Genomic DNA, 18,262 nt, shown 5'->3' with positions numbered 1-18,262 from the left:
CACACGCGGGCGGTGCTGCCTCACCGCACGCCGCGCATCATCTTCAGCACCCACGGGCTCATCACGGCCAGCACCACGCCGATCGCGATGGCCACCGCACCGATGATCCCGAAGTAGACGCCCTCCGTCGCCGGCGAGTACAGCTTCGCGAGCTGACCGGCCATCGCGGTGCCGAGCGCGACGGACAGGAAGTAGAGCGCCACCATCTGCGCACCGAACGCGTGCGGCGCGAGCTTCGTGGAGGCGGACAGCCCGACCGGCGAGATCAGCAGCTCCGCGACCGTGAACACGAGCAGGATGCCCACCACGGCCAGCAGCGGCGTGCTGTTCTCTCCGCCCCCCGCCCAGAACAGGAACAGCCAGAACGCCAGCCCCATCACCACCGTGCCCGCAGCGAACTTGAGCGGCGTGGACGGCTGCTTGTCTCCCCACTTCGTCCAGATCGCCGCGAAGACACCGGACAGGACGATGACGAAGATCGGGTTGATCGACTGCACCCAGGAGACCGGGAAGTCCCAGCCGAACAGGTTGCGGTCGAGACGCTTGTCCGAGTAGATCGTGATCACCGTGAACTGTTGCTGGTACAGAGACCAGAACGCCGCGTTCGTGATGAACAGCGGGATGAACGCCACGATCCTGCTGCGCTCCTCCGCGTTCACCAGCTTCGACGTGAGCAGCAGCGTGAAGTACGCGATGGCGGCGACGATCACCACCCCAATCACGATGAGCGCCAGGTTCTGCGCCGTGATCACGCCGAGGAGCACCAGCGCGACCACCACGATCACCCCGGCCACCGCGATCCCGATTACGAGCGGGCGACGGGATGCCGGCAGCGGGTTGGGCACGTCGTGCGCCTCCTCCGGCAGCCGCTTGCGCCCGAAGGAGTACTGGATGAGCCCGATCGCCATGCCGACCGCCGCCAGCCCGAAGCCCCAGTGGAAGCCCAGCTCGGTCTGCAGCAGCCCGGTGAGGAGCGGCCCGAAGAACGCGCCGAGGTTGATGCCGAGATAGAAGATCGAGAACCCGGCGTCCCTGCGAGAGTCGTGCTCCGAGTAGAGCGTGCCGACGATGCGGGTGGCGTTCGCCTTCAGCCCGCCACTGCCGAGCGCCACCAGCAGGAGACCCACGATCACGCCGGACACCCCGGGCAGCAGGGCGAGCGAGATGTGCCCGGCCATGATGACCACGGCGCTCCAGAACAGCACGCGTTCCGACCCGAACATCCGGTCGGCGAGCCACGCGCCGAGGATCGTCGAGAGGTACACCGCGCCTCCGTACGCGCCGACGATGCCGGCGGCCGTGGCCTGGTCGATGCCGAGGCCGCCGTCGGCGACGGAGTGATAGAGGTAGATGAGGAGGATGCCCTGCATCCCGTAGAACGAGAAGCGCTCCCACATCTCGACGCCGAAGATGTTCGCGAGCGAGCGGGGTTGCCCGAAGAACGTCTTGCCGCCGCCTGGCCGTTCAGGGGCCGTCGCCTGTGTGCTCGGATCACTCATGGCGCCCATGCTTCCACTCGGGAGCACACTGCGCGACGAAAAAGCTGAAGCTGTGGATAACTCCTCCGCTCACAGGCGGAGGCTGTCAGCGGGTGGACAACTCCTGCAGCACCGCCTCGAGCTGGTCGACCGCCCAGTCCAGGTCGGCGGGATCCACCACGATCGGGGGCGCCAACCGGATGGTCGACCCGTGCGTGTCCTTCGCCAGCAGCCCGCGCTCCATCAGCAGTTCGCAGACCTCCCTGCCCGTCGCGAGCGCCGGATCGATGTCGATCCCGGCCCACAACCCAGCACCGCGCACCGCGAGCACGCCGTGCCCGACCAGCCGCGAGAGCCCGGCGTGCAGGCGCCTGCCGAGCAGCGCGGCGCGCTCCTGCGGCTCGCCGGTCGCGAGCATCCCGACCACGGCCCGCCCGACGGCGGCAGCGAGCGGGTTCCCACCGAACGTCGACCCGTGCTCCCCGGGGTTCAGCACCCCGAGCACATCACGGTTGCCGACGACAGCGGAGACCGGCACGATACCGCCGCCGAGCGCCTTGCCCAGGAGGTAGAGGTCGGGTACCACTCCCACCAGGTCGCACGCGAACGTCGCACCTGTGCGGCCGAGGCCGGACTGGATCTCGTCCGCGATCAGGAGCACGCGTCTTTCGTCGCAGAGCGCGCGCAGTTCGGGAAGGAAGGAGGCGGGCGGCACGACGATGCCGGCCTCGCCCTGGATCGGTTCGACGAGCACGGCGACGGTGTCGTCGTCGATGGCCTCCGCGACCGCGGCGGCGTCGCCGTACGGCACTGTGCGGAATCCTGGCGTGTACGGGCCGAACCCGTCACGCGCATCCGGATCGTCGGAGAAGCTGATGATCGTGGTCGTGCGCCCGTGGAAGTTGCCGGCCATCACGATGATGTTCGCCCGCCCGTCCTGCACACCCTTCACGCGGTACCCCCACGCGCGCGCCACCTTGATGCCGGACTCGACGGCCTCGGCTCCCGTGTTCATCGGCAGCACCATGTCTTTGCCCGCGAGCGCGGCGAGCGCCTCCACGAACGGGCCGAGCTGGTCGTTGTGGAACGCGCGGCTCGTCAGCGTGATGCGGTCGAGCTGGGCCCGCGCCGCATCCAGCAGCACGGGGTTGGAGTGGCCGAAGTTCACGGCAGAATATGCGGCGAGGCAGTCCAGGTAGCGCCGGCCGTCCACGTCCGTGACCCAGGCGCCGTCCCCCTCCGCGACCACGACGGGCAGTGGATGGTAGTTGTGCGCCGTGTGCTCCTCTTCCCGCTCGATCGCCTCGGCCTGGCGTTCGGTCGGGGCGACGGTGCTCGGGTGGATGCGGTGGGCGACGGTGCCCGCGCCGGCGACCGTGTCAGCGTCGGTTGTGCCCGCGGGGGCGACCGTGTCTGTGTCGTTCATGCGCTGTCCTTTCAGCGTCGCAGTTCGAGGGTGCAGCATTTGACGCCGCCGCCGCCGAGCAGCAGCTCGGAGAGGTCGACGCCGATCGGGTTGTATCCGTGCTCGCGCAACTGCCGCTCGAAGTCGACGGCCCTGGATGCGATCACCACGTTGTATCCGTCGGAGAACGAGTTGAGTCCGAGCACGGCGGCGTCCTCGTCGTTGACGACGATCGCGTCGGGGAAGCGCTCGGCGATGACGGCCCTGCTGGCGTCGTCGAACGCGGACGGCAGGTAGGCGATGTGCTCCTGCCCCGGCGTGCCGTCGAGCACGGAGAGCGCCGTGTCCAGGTGGTAGAAGTTCGGGTCGATCAGCCGCAGCGAGACCACCTCACGCCCGTACAGCTCGGCGAGCTCACCGTGGCTGGCGTCGGTGCTGCGGAAGCCGGTGCCCGCGAGGATCGTGTCCCCGACGAGGAGGAAGTCGCCTTCGCCTTCGTTGACGCTGCGCGGCTCAGCGACCTCGAACCCGTGGCTGCGGAACCAATCCATGTATGCCGGGCCTTCCGGCTGCCGCTCCGGGTATGTGAAGCTCGCGCCGTACGCCACGTTGTCGACCACGAACCCGCCATTGGCCGCGTAGACCATGTCCGGCAGCCCTTCGATGGGCTCGATCAGCTGCACGTCGTAGCCGAGCTCGACGTAGGTGCGGTAGAGCACATCCCACTGCTGCACGGCCAGCGACGTATCGGTCGGCAGGGCGGGGTCCATCCACGGGTTGATCCGGTAGACGACCACGAAATGCTCGGGACGGCACATCAGCACCGACCGCCGCGTCGGAATGCGCGCCGGCCGGTCCGTCCGCGGCTCAGCGTCTTCGTGGGTGATCGACATGGGGATAGTGTCACACACGATTGTCGGCGAATGGATGCGTCCGGGCGCACGTAATCGCCAGGATCCGGCCTCGCCGCGCAGAATATTTGCGTGCCTGTGCGGCGAGAGCAGATCGTTATACAGCCCGCGCAACGATTCCGCGTAACACCAGGCGCTCACGCAACGATCCACCGTATGCTAGCGCTCGTGGACAACCTTGATCGCAGCATCCTCGACCTGCTCCGCCAGAATGCCCGCGCCGGATACGGAGATATCGGCTCCGTGGTCGGGCTGTCCGCGTCCGCGGTGAAGCGCAGGGTCGACCGCCTGGTCGCCGACGGCGTCATCCGCGGGTTCACCATCCAGGTCGACCCGGCGATCGACGGGATGAGCACCGAGGCGTACGTCGAGCTGTTCTGCCGGGGGACGGTCGCGCCCGACGAGCTGCTGCGCATCCTGTCCGCCGTGCCGGAGGTGGTGGATGCGGGAACCGTCACGGGCAGCGCGGACGCCATCGTGCACATCCGGTCGCGGGACATCCCAAGCCTGGAGGCGGCGCTCGAGAAGGTGCGGCTGGCACCGAACGTGGACCATACGCGCTCCGCGATCGTGCTCTCGCGCCTGATCAGCCGCGGCAACGCCTGACCGGCACGCGTCGCATTTCTTCAAGCCATCCGCGCCCTCGAAGCGCACGATGGTGAGATGAGCGAGACAGCAGAGGCCACCATCCTCATCCACGCCGACCGGGACGCGGTCTGGCACGCCATCACCGACCCCGACCTCATCGCGCAGTACCTCTACGGCACGCGCGTCGAGTCCGAGTGGACGGTCGGCAGCCCCATCGTCTACCGCGGGGAGTGGGAAGGGAAACCATACGAGGATCACGGCACCATCCTGGAATTCGTGCCGGGCGAACGCCTGGTGAGCAGCTATTACAGTCCGCTCAGCGGCAAGCCGGACGTGCCGGAGAGCTATCAGGACGTCGCGTACACCCTGGGCTCCGACGGCGACGACACCCGCGTCACCATCACCCAGAGTGGATGCGCCGACCGCGCGGAAGCCGACCGCATGAGCACCAACTGGGCCTCCACCCTGGAAGGGCTGCGCGCCGTCGTCGAGCGCTGATGCGCATCCGGATTTCCGTGACGACCTGCGAGAACCTACAGGAAACGCCACACCCGATCCGCCGCCATCGGAGCACGACCACGGGAATCGGTGGCACGATGTTGGCATGAAGCTGCTCGTTGTCGAAGACGATCCCGACATGGGAGGCCTCGTCGAACGCGGTCTCACGGCCGAAGGCTACGACGTGACCCTGGTCACGAACGGTGTCGACGCGCTCATCGCCCTGCGCGCCGAAGGCTATTCCGCCGCCGCGATCGACGTGATGCTGCCCGGGATGAGCGGCTTCGAGCTGTGCCGCCACATCCGCGAGGCCGCCAACCCGATGCCGATCCTGCTGCTCACCGCACGAGACGCCATCGAGGACCGCGTTCACGGCCTGGATTCGGGAGCGGACGACTACCTCACCAAGCCGTTCGCGTTCGCCGAGCTCGCCGCGCGGGTGCGCGCCCTGCTGCGCCGCGAGCCGTCCGGGATGCGCCCCCAGGTGACGGTCGGACGCCTCACCATCGACTCCCACGAGCACCGCGCCCTGGTGTCCGGCCACGAGATGCCGCTCAGCCGCCGCGAGTTCACGCTGCTGCGCCTGTTCGCCACGAACCCGGACAAGACGCTCGCCCGCTCCGACATCCTCGAGACGGTGTGGGGCACCACGGAGAACATCGGCACGAACGTCATCGACCAGTACGTGTCCTACCTGCGCAAGAAGCTGGAACTCGCCGGCGCCGGGCTCGCCATCGTCACCGAGCGCGGCCGCGGATACCGGCTGGACGCCAAGAACGCCGAGGTCCCGACCCCGTGACGCGCGCGGCGGTCGGCGCTGTTCCGGGTTCCGGCTTCGGCTCCGGATGCGCGGATCGCGCGTGACCAGCCCATGAACCGTCTCAGACGCCTCTCGATCACTGCCCGCATCACCATCGGCAGTCTCATCGTGGCGACCCTGTTCGGCCTGGTCGCTGTCGAGGTGGTGCGCTTCGGCGTCGCCTCCATCCTGCACAACGCCACGGTCACCCTCCTCGACAACGACGTCGCCGCGCCCGCCGCGGCTCTCGGCAACAACCCGTCCGGCCCGTTCGATCTGCCGGGAGGCGGCCAGGAGCTCGCGATCGTCGACGCGTCGGGCGCGGTGCTCGCATCCACTCTCCCCGGCTCGCTGGAGGCCGACATCGGCGGGCTGCTGCGGCTGGGCGAGCAGGCGACGAGCGTCAAAGTCGGCGACGACCAGTATCTGGTGCTGGTGCGCGCGGTCTCCACCAGGAACGGCGTGATGCACGTGGTCGCCGCCCGCAACAACGAGACCACCGACCTCATCCTGGACAGGCTCACCGGCGCCCTCGCGATCGGCGCCGTGCTGCTGGTGATCGGCTTCGGCGCGGCATCCTGGCTGCTGACACGTGCAGCTCTGCGCCCGGTGAGCCGGATGCGGGAGCAGGCGGAACGCATCGCCGATGTGCAGTCGACGGGCCTGCTGACGGTGAACCCCGCCCGCGACGAGCTGGCCGAACTCGCCGGGACGCTCAACGAACTCATCCGCAGGCTGCGCGCGTCGGCGGAACGCGAACGCCAGATGGTGTCCGACGCCAGCCACGAGCTGCGAACGCCACTTGCTGTCCTCCGCGGCCAGCTGGAACTGGCGGAGCTGGATGCCGGAGACGCGGAGGCCCTGCTCGCGGACATCCGCTCCTCCCGCAGCACCGCCCTCCGCCTCGGCCAGCTGGCGAACAACCTGCTCGAACTGTCCCGCATCGAGGCGGGACCGGCGAGCGGCCGCACCGACTGGCGCACCCTCACGGACGAACTGGCCGACGCCATCGACCGCGCCCGCCTCCTGGCCGCGAGCCCGGAAGAGAACACCCCGCCGATCTCGATCGACTTCGACTACAACCCGCGCAAGACCCCACCGGGCGACGGCCTGGTCGGCCTCTCCCCCACCGACTTCGGCCGCATCCTGGACAACCTGATCGGCAACGCGATCACCGCGATCGCGGGCGCGAGTGGGGGTGCGGGTGACGCGCCAGCGCGCGCGGGTGACGCGGCGGCCGACGCGGCGACGGAACCCGAGACAGGCGCCACCACCCCACCCGACCCCACCACCCCCGACGCTCTCACCCCCCGGGATGCGACGGTCACCGCCGAACTGACGGCCACCGATGCCGAGGTCATCCTCACGGTCCGCGACACCGGCCCCGGGATGCCCGCGGACTTCATCCCGGTCGCTCTCGACCGCTTCACCCGGGCCGACGGCGCCCGCACCGCTCACTCGGGCGGCGGGCTCGGTCTCGCGATCGTCGGCGCGCTGGCGGGCTCGGCGGGCGGTAGCGTCGTACTGGCGAACGCCGAAGGCGGCGGACTCGTCGTCACCGTGGTGCTCCCACTCGTCGGCGCACCCTCACCGGCGAAGGCGGAACAGTGAAGGCGGAACAGTTGTGAGCGAATCCTCCGGCACGAACGGCGCCCCTGACTTCCTGTCCGCCCCCATCGACGCCTCGGCGACGACCCCGCCGTTCGAGCAGCTGAAGGCCCACATCCTCGCCGCCGTCAGCACCGGCGACGCCCCCGTCGGCACCCGTCTCCCTCCGGTCCGGGCGCTGGCGGACTCCCTCGGCCTCGCCCCGAACACCATCGCCCGCGCCTACCGCGAACTGGAGCACGTCGGCGTCCTGGAGACCCGCGGCCGCGCAGGAACGTTCGTCGCCGCCGCCGACGCCACCCAGCGCGAGGCCGCCACCGCGGCAGCTGCCTTCGCCGACCGCGCCGCCGACCTGGGCCTCACCGCGGACGAAGCCCTCACCCTCGCCCGAGCGGCCCTCGAGTCACGCCTGCGCCCCTGACCGAAGGGCTCGCCCGTCGACCTCGGCCCGCGCCCGGCTGACCCTCGGCACGCGCTCGGGAGCCACGCCTCGACGCGCGCCGGGCTGCCCTCGACGCGCGCCCCTGACCTCAGTGCCCGCTGCGGTCCGAGTCCACTCCCGCATCCGGACCCTCGTCGAGCGTGTCGATCCCGGCCAGGTCGGCGGCGTCCAGTTCGAACCCGAACACGTCGAAGTTCTCGGCGAGGCGCTGTGCGTTGCTGGATTTCGGGATCACGACGAGCCCGTTCTGGATGTGCCAGCGCAGCACCACTTGTCCCGGCGTCCTGTCGTGCTTCTCGGCGATCTCGGCGAGCACCGGCGAGCGCAGGAGGTCGCCTCCCGCGCCGAGCGGACTCCACGATTCGGTGACGATGCCGTGCTCGCTGTCGTACGCCCGCTGCTCGCGCCGCTGGATGGCCGGGCTGAGCTGGATCTGGTTCACGGCGGGCACGACACCCGTCTCCGCGATCAGCCTGTCGATGTGCGCCGGCTTGAAGTTGGAGACGCCGATCGCGCGCGCCTTGCCCGCTTCCTGCAGCCGGATGAACGTCTCCCAGGTCGACACGTACTCATCCCGGGCGGGCAGCGGCCAGTGGATGAGCAGCAGGTCCACGTAGTCGAGCCCGAGCCGGGCGAGGGAGGCGTCGAGCCCGTCGAGCGCGCGATCGTCGCCCTGGTAGGTGCCGTCGAGCTTCGTCGTCACGAAAAGCTCGTCCCTCTCGACGCCGCTGTGCTTCACGCCGAGCCCCACGCCGACCTCGTTGCCGTACTTCACCGCCGTGTCGATGTGACGGTATCCGATGGCCGCCGCCTCGATGATCGTGCGTTCGACCTCCTGGTCGTCGAGGGGCCACGTGCCGAGACCGACCTGCGGGATGGTGGTTCCGGAGTTGAGCGGGAGCGTAGGTGTCGTCATGGTGTCAGGCTACGCGCGCCTGCCTCCTGTCAGATGACTGTTTCGGAAAGCTGCGTGGGGTTTCCGAACCGGTGGTTGGTGATCGAGATGGCCTGCTCGTGCAGGAACGGCAGCACCTCGATGCGTCCGGACGGCGTGACCTCGTTGGCGTAGACGGCCACATCCGGACTTCCGCCGAGCGCGGCGGCCAGGGCGGATGCGTCGCCCCCGATCAGCCGGATGCGGTGCGGCCACGTCGCGTGCGAGCGGATGCGCGACAGCCAGTGGGCGTCCGACTCCACGACCACCTCGAGCTCGCGCTCGCGCAGCAACTGATGCATCGCCCGCGGCAGCTTCACAGCCGTGCTCACCGTGAACGGGGAGTTGGCGACCGTTCCTGCCGCCATCACCCGCAGCAGCTCGGGCAGCCCCGAGCCTTCCGAGAGACGGATGGTCACCGGCACGGGACGGTAGCGGAACAGGTTGCGCTCCACCCTGATGTCCGACACGTCTTTGACCGTGTGGTACTCCGTCGCCGCCGCGATGGCGTCGCTGAGTGCCGACCGCCGCACCACGTCGAACGCCGCGTAGTCCATCGACGACTGCCCGGACTCGATGAGGTCGGACACGCGCTTGTCCAGCCCGCGCAGGTGGAGGCTGGCACTGGAGTTGCCGGCGTCCGGCACCCACGACCCGAGCCCGATCAGGTAGTTCGGTCCGCCCGCCTTCGTGCCTGCACCCACCGACGAGCGCTTCCACCCGCCGAACGGCTGCCGCTGCACGATGGCGCCGGTGATCCCACGGTTGACGTAGAGGTTTCCCGCTTCGACCGTGTCGAGCCAGACGGTGAGCTCGTCGGAGTCGAGCGAGTGCAGCCCCGCCGTGAGCCCGTATTCGATGGCGTTCTGGTAGCGGATGGCCTCGTCGAGGTTCTTCGCGGTCATGATCCCGAGCACTGGACCGAAGAACTCGGTCAGGTGGAAGTACGACCCCGGCTGCACCCCGGCCCGGATGCCCGGCGACCACAGCTTCCCTGTCTCGTCCAGCTGTTTCGGCTTCACCAGCCATTCCTCGGATGCGCCGAGCGTGGTGAGCGCGTGCAGCAGCTTGCCGGAGGCCGGCTCGATCAGCGGACCCATCTGGCTCGTCGGGTCTTGCGGGTAGCCGACGCGCATGCTCGTCGTCGCGTCGATCAGCTGGTGACGGAACCGGTCGGAGTTCGCGACGGACCCGACCAGGATGACCAGGCTGGCCGCCGAGCACTTCTGGCCGGCGTGCCCGAACGCGCTCTTCACAATGTCCGCGACGGCGAGGTCGTAGTCGGCGCTCGGCGTGACGATGATCGCGTTCTTGCCGCTCGTCTCAGCGAGCAGCGGCAAGTCGGGCCGCCACGACCGGAACAGCTTGGCCGTCTCGTACGCACCCGTGAGGATCACCCGATCCACGCGCGGGTCGGAGATGAGCGACTGGCCCAGGTCGTTCTCGGCCACGTCGGCGAGCGCCAGCAGTTCGCGCGGGATGCCCGCCTCCCAGAGCGCTTCGACCATGACGGCTCCCGAGCGCTTGGCCTGGGGAGCCGGCTTGATGATGACGCCGCTTCCCGCGGCGAGCGCCGACAGGACGGAACCGGCGGGGATGGCGACGGGGAAGTTCCACGGCGGGGTGACCACCGTGAGCTTCGCCGGCACGAAGCGCGCCCCCTGGACGGCATCCAGTTCTCGCGCCCTGCTGGCGTAGTAGTGGGCGAAGTCGATGGCCTCGCTCACCTCCGGATCGGCCTCGGCGATGGTCTTGCCCGTCTCGGCAGCCATGACCTCGATGAGCCTGTCGCGGTTGGCCGCGAGGGCGATCCCCGCTCGGTCGAGCACCGCGGCGCGGTCGAAGCCGCTGCGCGCGCCCCAGGCCTCTCCGTTGATCCGGACGGTCTGGATGAGCGTCTCCAGCTGGGCGGCGTCGGTGACTGCTGCCGCCGCGATGGTGTCGACGCCGAGCGACGAGGTGGCAGACCTGGCCAGGATCTTCCGGCCCCACGACCGGTTCGCGGCCAGCGACGGGTCGGTGTCCGGCGCATTGTGGAACCCGCGGGTCACCTCGACGGTCACGGGCTCGCCGGCGACGATCCCGCCCCCGCTCGACCCGCGACGCAGCCCGAGCACCACGCTCGTCAGCCCCTCGTCGCTGCCGGCGACAGGCTCGGGCGCCGCCGGGCGCGTGAACTCGTCCGCGCTCGCCTGGTCCCATTCGCGCGAGCGGTCCTGCTGACGGTTCGGCAGCGGGGCCACTCCCCACGGCTGCTGGTCGGCTTCGAGATCGGCGATCGACGCGAGGAAGCGCTGCTTCTCCCGCTCGAACAGACCCGCATCGGAGTCCAGTTCGAACACCGCGGACATGAAGTTCTCCTGGCTCGCGTTCTCTTCGAGCCGCCGGATCAGGTAGGAGATGGCCACGTCGAACTCGCTCGGGTTCACGACCGGCGTGTAAAGGAGCAAGCTGCCGACGGTCTTCTTGACCGCCTCGGCCTGGGCGGTGGCCATGCCGAGCAGCATCTCGAAGTCGATGCCGTCGGTGACCCCGCGGCGGGAGGCGAGCAGCCACGCGTATGCGACATCGAAGAGGTTGTGACCGGCGACCCCGATCTTCACCGCATCCGTGTGCTCCGGCGTGAGCGCCCAGTCGAGCACCCGCTTGTAGTTGGTGTCCGTTGCCTGCTTGCTGCCGTAGGTGGCCAGCGGCCAGTCGTGGATGGCGGCATCCACGCGCTCCATGGCCAGGTTGGCACCCTTGACCACGCGGACCTTGATGGGCGCTCCGCCGACAACGCGGCGCTGGCTCGACCACTCGGTGAGCGTCTGCAGCGCATCCAGAGCATCCGGCAGGTAGGCCTGCAGCACGATGCCCGCTTCGAGCTTCACGAACTCCGGCTTGCTCAGGATGCCCGTGAAGACCGCCATCGTCAGGTTGAGGTCGCGGTACTCCTCCATGTCGAGGTTGATGAACTTCGGCGTGGGCGACGACGCGGCCAGCTGGTACAGCGGCGTGAGCCGCTCGACGACGCGCTCGACCGTCTCGTCGAACGACCACATCGACAGCTGGGACGCGATCGACGACACCTTGATCGAGACGTAGTCGACATCGTCGCGGGCGAGCAGCGCACGCGTGCCCTCCAGTCGCCGCGCGGCCTCCTTCTCGCCGAGCACGGCCTCGCCGAGCAGGTTGAGGTTGAGCCGGGCACCGTGACCGTTCGGGTCGCCTGGGTTGCGCAGGTGCGCGATGGCGGGGCCGAGCTTCTCCGGCGTCGCGTCCACGACGAGGTGACCGACCATCCCGCGGAGCACCCGGCGTGCGATCGGGATGACGATCCACGGCAGCACTGGGCCGAACACGCCGCCGAGCCAGATGGCGAACCGCATGTACCAGGGCAGGAACGACGGGATGTTCTTGGCGACCTTCTGCAGGTTGTACCCGGCGACGAACAGGTCTTGCGGCCGGGCGACCCCGTCCACGAATCCCACGGCGAAATCGAGCCCGTGCGGGTCTTTCAGCACACCGGCGAGACGCTCAGCCGCCGGGTCTTGCTTCGGCGTGGCGCCGTCGACCGTCGCGGTGCTCTGGGCGAGCCAGGTGCGCACGAGCTCCACCGCGTCTCCCGCGATCTGCGACGGGCGCGTCTCGTTGCCATCCGTGTGATTGACCATGTCCACGACTGTATTCCTCGCTGCTCGGGTGATCGCTGAGGCCCGTGAAATCTGTGCACAAGTGACCCCTGTGGAAACAGTGTGCGGCCCAAGTATCATCAGGAAAAGCGAATGTTTTCGAACGATATCGTTCGACTGAACCGAATGAAGGCACCGGATGCTCGACGTGCGCAAACTCCGCCTCCTACAGGAGCTCAAGGTGCGCGGCACCGTCACCGGCGTCGCCGAGGCCCTTTCCTACTCCCCGTCCTCTGTCTCCCAGCAGCTCTCCGCCCTGGAGAAGGAGTCCGGCGTCACCCTCCTGGTGAAGGCCGGCCGCCGCGTCCAACTCACCGCCCAGGCGGAGATCCTGGTGCGGCACACCGCGGAGATCCTCGACCTGCTCGACCGCGCGGAGGCCGAACTCACCGCGTCCCTCACCACGGTGGCTGGGGTCGTGCGCGTCGCCGTCTTCCAGTCCGCGGCGCACGCCATCCTCCCGCACGCCCTCTCCACACTGGCCGCCGAATACCCGGAACTCCGGGTCGAGGTCACCGAGCGCGAGCCGGAGCAGGGCCTCTTCGAGGTCTCCGCCCGCGACTTCGACCTCGTCATCGCCGAGCAGTATCCAGGCAGCACCCGTGGTCTCCGCGCCGACCTCGACCGCGTCGAGCTCGCGACGGACGCCATCCACCTGGCGAGCAGCGCCGACCCGGATGCGCGGGTCGCCACCGCGAGCCTGGCGGGCGCCGCCTCCCTCCCCTGGGTGATGGAGCCGCAGGGCACGGCCGCGCGCACGTGGGCGGTGCAGTTGTGCCGCGCCGCCGGTTTCGAGCCGGATGTCCGCTACGAGACGGCCGACCTCATCGCGCACATCCGCCTGATCCGTTCCGGGAACGCGGTCGGCATCCTCCCGGATCTGGTGTGGGCGGGCGACGCCCCGAGTGTCCGCCTGATCGACCTTCCCGGCTCTCCGCGCCGCACCGTCTTCACCTCGGCCAGGCGCTCGTCGGCCGAGCGGCCAGGCGTGGTCGCGTGCCGCGACGCCCTCGCCCGCGCCGTGCCGTCCTGACACAACAGCACCCCGCGTTGAAGCCGGATCGGCCGGCCGAATAGGCTCAGACGCATGACCGCCACTTCCTCCCCCACCACTGCGCCAGAGCAGGCGCCGACGCACGATGTCGTGATCGTCGGCGGTGGCCACAACGGGCTCACCGCCGCCGCCTATCTCGCACGAGCAGGCAAGAGCATCATCCTTCTGGAACGTCTCGAAGCAGTGGGCGGCGCGGCGGTCAGTGCCCAGGCGTTCTCCGGCGTCGACGCCTGGTTGTCGCGGTACTCGTACCTGGTCAGCCTGTTGCCGCAGCGCATCATCGACGACCTGGGGCTGCGCATCCGGTTGGCGCGCCGCCGGTACTCCTCCTATACGCCCGTCCCCGGCGACGAGTCCGGGGCAGCACTTCTCATCGACAACACGGACGCCGACGCGACCGCCGCCTCGTTCGCCCACATCGGCGCGGCCGACGACGCCGCCGCCTTCTCCGAGTTCTACGAGACCACCGGTGCCCTCGCGCAGTCCCTCTGGCCAACGGTCACCGAACCGCTCCTCACTCGCAGCGAGGCGAAGGCTCTGGTCGGCGACGACGAGCTGTGGCAGAGCATCTTCGAGCGCCCGATCGGCGAACTCATCGAGTCCAGGATCTCCAACGACCTCGTCCGCGGTGTCGTGGCGACGGATGCGCTGATCGGAACGTTCGCGAGCGTGAGCGACCCGTCGCTCGCGCAGAACCGCTGCTTCCTCTATCACGTCATCGGCCAGGGCACCGGGCAGTGGGATGTGCCGGTCGGCGGCATGGGCACGGTCACCGGCGAGCTGGCCAGGGCGGCACGCGAGGCGGGCGCCCGCATCGTGACCGACGCCGAGGTCACGTCGATCAGCCCCGACGGCGCCGTCCGCTACGACCGCCACGGCCACGAGCGCCGCGTGGTGGGGCGGCACGTGCTCGTCAACGTCGCCCCGGATGTGCTGGACGCGCTCCTGAGCGAAGGCGAAGCCGACACCGAAACCAAAACCGACACCGACACCGACACCACCCCACCCCGCCCCCGCGCTGAGGGCGCCCAGGTGAAGGTCAACCTCCTCCTCTCCCGTCTCCCCCGCCTCCGCGACGAGGCCGTCGATCCCGCTGCGGCGTTCGGCGGCACCTTCCACATCAACGAGACGTACACGCAGCTGGAGGAGGCGTTCGCCGGGGCGGTCCGCGGCGTCATGCCCGACCTCATCCCGTGCGAGATCTACTGCCATTCGCTCACCGATCCGAGCATCCTGGATCCAGAGCTGGCCGCATCCGGAGCCCAGACGATCACGGTCTTCGGCCTGCACACGCCGGACCGCTGGCTCACCGACGACAACAACGACGCCACCAGGCAGCGGCTTCAGGATGCGGTGGTCGCCTCGCTCAACTCCGTCCTGGCCGAGCCCATCGAGACCCTGCTGCGCACCGATGCCGACGGCAACCCGTGCATCGAGACGAAGACCACGCGCGACATCGAGCACGCCCTCAACATCCCGGGCGGCAACATCTTCCACGGCCCGCTGTCCTGGCCGTTCGCCGAGGACGACGACCCGCTCGACACTCCCGCTCGCCGGTGGGGCGTTGCGACCAGGCATCCGCGCATCCTGATGTGCGGCTCGGGTGCGCGGCGAGGCGGAGCGGTCAGCGGGCTCGGCGGGCACAACGCTGCGATGGCGGTGCTCGAAGGCTGACACCCGCCGCGCCAGCGCGCCCCGACGTGTGAGGACTCACACCGCACGCACTGCCGGAAACGGCACAACGTGACTAGTGTGAGGATTCAGCGGGAGGTGCACCATGATGCCGCAACCAACGGGTCGACTCGTTCGCAAAGACGACGGGGTCTACGTGGTCCTGGACAGGATCTTCAAGGCGCCGATCGAGGATGTCTGGTCGTATTTCTCCCGGTCTCCGCGCCTCAGCGAGTGGATCGGGCAACTCACCGGAACACCGTCCACCGGCGCAGCCCGGTTCCGGATGAACGCGGCGGGTGACGACGCCGACTGGGAGAACGTCACCATCCTGGAATGCGACGCCCCGCACCGTTTCGCCGCAGACATCGGGCCCTCGAACACGTCGCGGCGGGTGTACGTGCACCTCACCGAGGCCAGCGGCCACACGACCGTCACCCTCGGCCAGCGCCTCCGGTCGTTGAGGGAAGAGGCAGACATCGGCGTGAGCTGGGACTACTACCTGGACCGCCTGCTCGCGGCCCGCACCGGCAAGCCGATGCCGGACTGGAACGACTACGACCCGGCGATGCTGGAGCACTACGAGAACCTGTGCAGGGAGCTCGACCACGACATCAAGGCCGAGCACGCGACCCTGCACGCGGTGGACAGGGCGAACGGCACGGACGGCTAACGCAGTCCTGCTCAATGCCAGCGGTGGTCCTGCAGCGTGATCCGCGGGCCACGCCGCTCGAACCTGTGCCCGCTGGCCAGGATCAGCCGGATGACCCTCTGCCGGTGTCCCGCCCACGGGGCGAGCAGTTCGAGCATCCCGTCGTCGTCGACGCGCTGCCCGGTGAGCGCCTCGCCGACGTAGTGCGCGAGGTGGTAGTCGCCGACGCTGACGATGTCCGGGTCGCCCGTCGCCCGCTGCAGTGTCTCCGCCGCCGTCCACGGGCCAATGCCCGGGATGGTCTGCAGAGCGCGGGCGGCCGCATCCCGCGTCTCGGCCCGCTCGACAGCGCGTTCGAGGGATGCGGCGACGGCGAGCGCCGCCTGCGCCGTGCGAGCCCTGCCGGGGTCGACTCCGGCGCGGTGCCAGTCCCACGACGGGATGCCCCGCCACTGGATCACAGTCGGAACGACGCGCATCCCGTCGGGTGCCGGTCCAGGCGCGACCTCGCCGAACCACCGGAGCAGCCTCGCCCACGAGCGGTACGCCTCCAGGCTGGTCACGCGCTGTTCGATGATGGCGGGCAGCAGCGCTTCGATCAGCCGGTTGGTGCTGGACAGCCGCATCCCGGAATTGCGTCGCCGGCTGTCGTGCAGCAGAGGCGTGCCGCTTACGTCCAGGCCGTCCCAGTCGTCGTCGCGGCCGAGCAGCGCGGGCACAGCGTGGATCGCCCACTCGGCACCCGGCCCCCACGCCGTCGCGCGCACGCTCCCGTCCGCCTCCGGATACCGGATGCGCACGGTCGCCGCCCCCGCCGGTGTGCGGAATGTGCGCCACACGCCTCCAGCATCCCACCTGGTCGTCGGGTCGTGCGGGCCGCGGCCGAGCACGGAGAGCGTGCTCCGCACATCCACCGGCGACGCTGGACGGTACACCGTCTCGACAGCGCCACCTGCGGCGGCCGGCGCTGTCGGAATGGCGGTGCTCATGCAGGGAATGCTACGTCAGCCCGCTGACGATATCGGCTGTGATTCCTTCTGTCGGCGGTCTCCCATACATTCACGTCATGGGAATCGAATTCAACGACGATGCCGTCGCGGCACTCCGCGGCGCCATCGCAGGAACTGTCTACCTCCGGGGAGAAGAGGGGCTCGCGGCCGAGGTCGCGTGCTTCAACCCGGTGGTCGTCCACGATCCGGACATCGTGGTCGCCGTCACCGACGAGAACGACGTCGCCGAGGCCGTCCGCTTCGCGCGCGACGCCGGCATCCCGGTGCGGCTGCAGGCAACCGGCCACGGCTCGGAGACCCCGATCGTCGGCGGCATGATCATCTCCACGCGCGCGCTCGACACCATCGCCATCGATCCGGATGCGCGGCTCGCGGTCCTCGGCGCCGGCGTGCGCTGGGCGCCGGTGATCGTGGCGACGGCGGAGCACGGACTCGCGCCGGTCACCGGTTCGTCCACCAGCGTCGGCGCCGTCGGATACACGCTCGGCGGCGGCGTCGGTCCGCTCGCCAGGAGCCACGGCTTCACCTCGGACTGGGTGCGCGGCTTCCGCGTGGTCACGGCCGACGGAGAGACGGTCGTCGCCGACGCGGAGACCAACCCGGAGCTGTTCTGGGCCCTCCGCGGCGGCAAGGGCGGCCTCGGCGTCGTCACCGAGATGACGCTCGAACTGGTTCCGCTGCGCACCCTGTACGGCGGCAGCGTCTTCTTCGAGGGCGACGCCATCGTCCCGGCGTTCCAGGCCTGGGTGGACTGGTCATCCGAGCTGTCCGAGGAGGCGACCACCTCGGTGGTCTTCCTGCAGATCCCGGACATGGAGGGCCCTCCTCCCCCACTCCGCGGCCGCTCCGTGCTCAGCGTGCGCTTCGCGTACCCCGGCGACGCCGCGGAGGGCGAGAAGCTGTTCGCCCCGATGCGTGCCGCCGCCCCGGTCTACCTCGACGTCGTCGCCGAGATGCCCACCACCGCGGTCGCCACGATCCACAACGATCCGGAGCAGGGTGCGCCGAGCTGGATCCGCGGCCTGATGCTTGACACGTTCGACCGGGATGCGGCGGACGCCCTGATGGCGGCGGCCGGCCCCGGAACGGACTCGCCGTTCCTCGCGCTCGAGATCCGCCAGCTCGGCGGAGCGACGGCTCGGGATGTGCCGGGCGGCTCAGCCGTCGGCGGCCGGGACAGCAGGTACACGGTGTCGACCCTCGCGGCGAACCCGGCCACCTTCGCCGAGCTCGCGCCCGCCCGCGCCGCAGCCGTGACGGCCGCCCTCGCCGGTCACGTCTCCACGATCACCAACGTGAACTGGTCCGCCGGACTCAGCGACGAGGTGGCGTTCGAGCACACCTGGCCCCCGGCGATCTTCGACCGCCTCGCCGCCGCCCGCGCCACCTGGGATCCTCGCGGCGTCTTCGCCTTCGGCCCCACCCCGGCTCCGGCCTCCACCCCGACCCCCTGATAATCGAGTCCGAACCTGTTCACGCGACACGCCGTACCGCCGCGTGAACAGGTTCGGACTCGTTCGGCGCCCCTAGCGCGAACG

The 18,262-nt window shown here is 69.7% G+C and carries 15 protein-coding genes; 9 read left to right on the top strand and 6 right to left on the bottom strand.

Annotation, left to right across the window (positions count from 1 at the left end):
* Nucleotides 1-20: 20 nt before the first annotated feature.
* The 3 genes from ACN6M5_RS14885 to ddaH form a co-directional block, all read right to left on the bottom strand.
* Nucleotides 21-1,499 (bottom strand): peptide MFS transporter, encoded by a 1,479-nt coding sequence (locus tag ACN6M5_RS14885; RefSeq protein WP_434950954.1) that lies wholly within the window; start codon nucleotides 1,497-1,499, stop codon nucleotides 21-23.
* An 85-nt stretch (nucleotides 1,500-1,584) separates the two neighbouring features.
* A complete protein-coding gene (gene rocD, locus ACN6M5_RS14880) occupies nucleotides 1,585-2,904 on the bottom strand; it encodes an ornithine--oxo-acid transaminase (RefSeq protein WP_434950952.1) in 1,320 nt (439 codons plus the stop codon).
* Nucleotides 2,905-2,915: 11 nt separating this feature from the next.
* Entirely contained in the window at nucleotides 2,916-3,776 is an 861-nt protein-coding gene (gene ddaH / locus ACN6M5_RS14875) for a dimethylargininase (RefSeq protein WP_434950950.1), read from the bottom strand.
* A 186-nt stretch (nucleotides 3,777-3,962) separates the two neighbouring features.
* Between ddaH and ACN6M5_RS14870 the strand changes: the two genes are divergently transcribed.
* The 5 genes from ACN6M5_RS14870 to ACN6M5_RS14850 all read left to right on the top strand — a co-directional run bounded on the left by ACN6M5_RS14870 (nucleotide 3,963) and on the right by ACN6M5_RS14850 (nucleotide 7,708).
* Complete coding sequence (locus ACN6M5_RS14870) at nucleotides 3,963-4,400, top strand: Lrp/AsnC family transcriptional regulator (protein WP_168688378.1); 438 nt, start codon at nucleotides 3,963-3,965, stop codon at nucleotides 4,398-4,400.
* A 57-nt stretch (nucleotides 4,401-4,457) separates the two neighbouring features.
* The gene (locus ACN6M5_RS14865; RefSeq protein ID WP_434950947.1) at nucleotides 4,458-4,880 is read left to right on the top strand and encodes an SRPBCC family protein; all 423 of its coding nucleotides are present in this window, start codon (nucleotides 4,458-4,460) and stop codon (nucleotides 4,878-4,880) included.
* 106 nt (nucleotides 4,881-4,986) lie between these two features.
* On the top strand, nucleotides 4,987-5,679 hold the full coding sequence (locus tag ACN6M5_RS14860; RefSeq protein WP_085369704.1) for a response regulator transcription factor: 693 nt from the start codon (nucleotides 4,987-4,989) through the stop codon (nucleotides 5,677-5,679).
* Between the two features lie 72 nt (nucleotides 5,680-5,751).
* Complete coding sequence (locus ACN6M5_RS14855; RefSeq protein ID WP_434950945.1) at nucleotides 5,752-7,290, top strand: sensor histidine kinase; 1,539 nt, start codon at nucleotides 5,752-5,754, stop codon at nucleotides 7,288-7,290.
* Nucleotides 7,291-7,303: 13 nt separating this feature from the next.
* Nucleotides 7,304-7,708, top strand: a complete 405-nt coding sequence (locus ACN6M5_RS14850; RefSeq protein ID WP_434950943.1) for a GntR family transcriptional regulator — start codon at nucleotides 7,304-7,306, stop codon at nucleotides 7,706-7,708.
* A 109-nt stretch (nucleotides 7,709-7,817) separates the two neighbouring features.
* Here the strand turns inward: ACN6M5_RS14850 and ACN6M5_RS14845 are convergent, their stop codons facing one another.
* Both ACN6M5_RS14845 and ACN6M5_RS14840 read right to left on the bottom strand, forming a co-directional pair.
* Nucleotides 7,818-8,645, bottom strand: coding sequence for an aldo/keto reductase (locus ACN6M5_RS14845; protein ID WP_434950941.1), 828 nt, complete (start codon nucleotides 8,643-8,645; stop codon nucleotides 7,818-7,820).
* Nucleotides 8,646-8,674: 29 nt separating this feature from the next.
* Nucleotides 8,675-12,319 (bottom strand): proline dehydrogenase family protein, encoded by a 3,645-nt coding sequence (locus ACN6M5_RS14840; protein ID WP_434950939.1) that lies wholly within the window; start codon nucleotides 12,317-12,319, stop codon nucleotides 8,675-8,677.
* 157 nt (nucleotides 12,320-12,476) lie between these two features.
* Here ACN6M5_RS14840 and ACN6M5_RS14835 point away from each other — a divergent pair, with 157 nt between their 5' ends.
* The 3 genes from ACN6M5_RS14835 to ACN6M5_RS14825 all read left to right on the top strand — a co-directional run bounded on the left by ACN6M5_RS14835 (nucleotide 12,477) and on the right by ACN6M5_RS14825 (nucleotide 15,735).
* Nucleotides 12,477-13,370 (top strand): LysR family transcriptional regulator, encoded by an 894-nt coding sequence (locus ACN6M5_RS14835; protein ID WP_434950937.1) that lies wholly within the window; start codon nucleotides 12,477-12,479, stop codon nucleotides 13,368-13,370.
* A 54-nt stretch (nucleotides 13,371-13,424) separates the two neighbouring features.
* Nucleotides 13,425-15,065: a phytoene desaturase family protein gene (locus tag ACN6M5_RS14830; protein ID WP_434950935.1), complete on the top strand. Its 1,641-nt coding sequence runs from the start codon at nucleotides 13,425-13,427 to the stop codon at nucleotides 15,063-15,065.
* Nucleotides 15,066-15,168: 103 nt separating this feature from the next.
* Nucleotides 15,169-15,735 carry an SRPBCC domain-containing protein gene (locus ACN6M5_RS14825; protein ID WP_434950933.1) on the top strand — a complete coding sequence of 189 codons (567 nt, stop codon included), beginning with the start codon at nucleotides 15,169-15,171 and terminating at the stop codon, nucleotides 15,733-15,735.
* Between the two features lie 11 nt (nucleotides 15,736-15,746).
* Here ACN6M5_RS14825 and ACN6M5_RS14820 read toward each other — a convergent pair whose 3' ends face one another.
* Nucleotides 15,747-16,703 carry a DNA-3-methyladenine glycosylase family protein gene (locus tag ACN6M5_RS14820; protein ID WP_434950931.1) on the bottom strand — a complete coding sequence of 319 codons (957 nt, stop codon included), beginning with the start codon at nucleotides 16,701-16,703 and terminating at the stop codon, nucleotides 15,747-15,749.
* A gap of 77 nt (nucleotides 16,704-16,780) precedes the next feature.
* Between ACN6M5_RS14820 and ACN6M5_RS14815 the strand changes: the two genes are divergently transcribed.
* Complete coding sequence (locus ACN6M5_RS14815) at nucleotides 16,781-18,178, top strand: FAD-binding oxidoreductase (protein ID WP_434950929.1); 1,398 nt, start codon at nucleotides 16,781-16,783, stop codon at nucleotides 18,176-18,178.
* Nucleotides 18,179-18,262: the final 84 nt, after the last annotated feature.

The sequence above is a fragment of the Leifsonia araucanica genome (assembly GCF_051161895.1).
Lineage (GTDB): Bacteria > Actinomycetota > Actinomycetes > Actinomycetales > Microbacteriaceae > Leifsonia.
The sequence above is the reverse complement of the archived record's forward strand: the minus strand, read 5'-3'. Positions and strand labels throughout refer to the sequence as shown.

Coding starts and splice junctions, on each gene's coding strand:
- ACN6M5_RS14885 (WP_434950954.1), bottom strand. CDS start 1,499: ATGAGTGATCCGAGCACACAGGCGACGGCCCCTGAACGGCCAGGCGGC.
- ddaH (WP_434950950.1), bottom strand. CDS start 3,776: ATGTCGATCACCCACGAAGACGCTGAGCCGCGGACGGACCGGCCGGCG.
- ACN6M5_RS14835 (WP_434950937.1), top strand. CDS start 12,477: ATGCTCGACGTGCGCAAACTCCGCCTCCTACAGGAGCTCAAGGTGCGC.
- rocD (WP_434950952.1), bottom strand. CDS start 2,904: ATGAACGACACAGACACGGTCGCCCCCGCGGGCACAACCGACGCTGAC.
- ACN6M5_RS14825 (WP_434950933.1), top strand. CDS start 15,169: ATGATGCCGCAACCAACGGGTCGACTCGTTCGCAAAGACGACGGGGTC.
- ACN6M5_RS14855 (WP_434950945.1), top strand. CDS start 5,752: ATGAACCGTCTCAGACGCCTCTCGATCACTGCCCGCATCACCATCGGC.
- ACN6M5_RS14840 (WP_434950939.1), bottom strand. CDS start 12,319: ATGGTCAATCACACGGATGGCAACGAGACGCGCCCGTCGCAGATCGCG.
- ACN6M5_RS14830 (WP_434950935.1), top strand. CDS start 13,425: ATGACCGCCACTTCCTCCCCCACCACTGCGCCAGAGCAGGCGCCGACG.
- ACN6M5_RS14820 (WP_434950931.1), bottom strand. CDS start 16,703: ATGAGCACCGCCATTCCGACAGCGCCGGCCGCCGCAGGTGGCGCTGTC.
- ACN6M5_RS14865 (WP_434950947.1), top strand. CDS start 4,458: ATGAGCGAGACAGCAGAGGCCACCATCCTCATCCACGCCGACCGGGAC.
- ACN6M5_RS14845 (WP_434950941.1), bottom strand. CDS start 8,645: ATGACGACACCTACGCTCCCGCTCAACTCCGGAACCACCATCCCGCAG.
- ACN6M5_RS14860 (WP_085369704.1), top strand. CDS start 4,987: ATGAAGCTGCTCGTTGTCGAAGACGATCCCGACATGGGAGGCCTCGTC.
- ACN6M5_RS14815 (WP_434950929.1), top strand. CDS start 16,781: ATGGGAATCGAATTCAACGACGATGCCGTCGCGGCACTCCGCGGCGCC.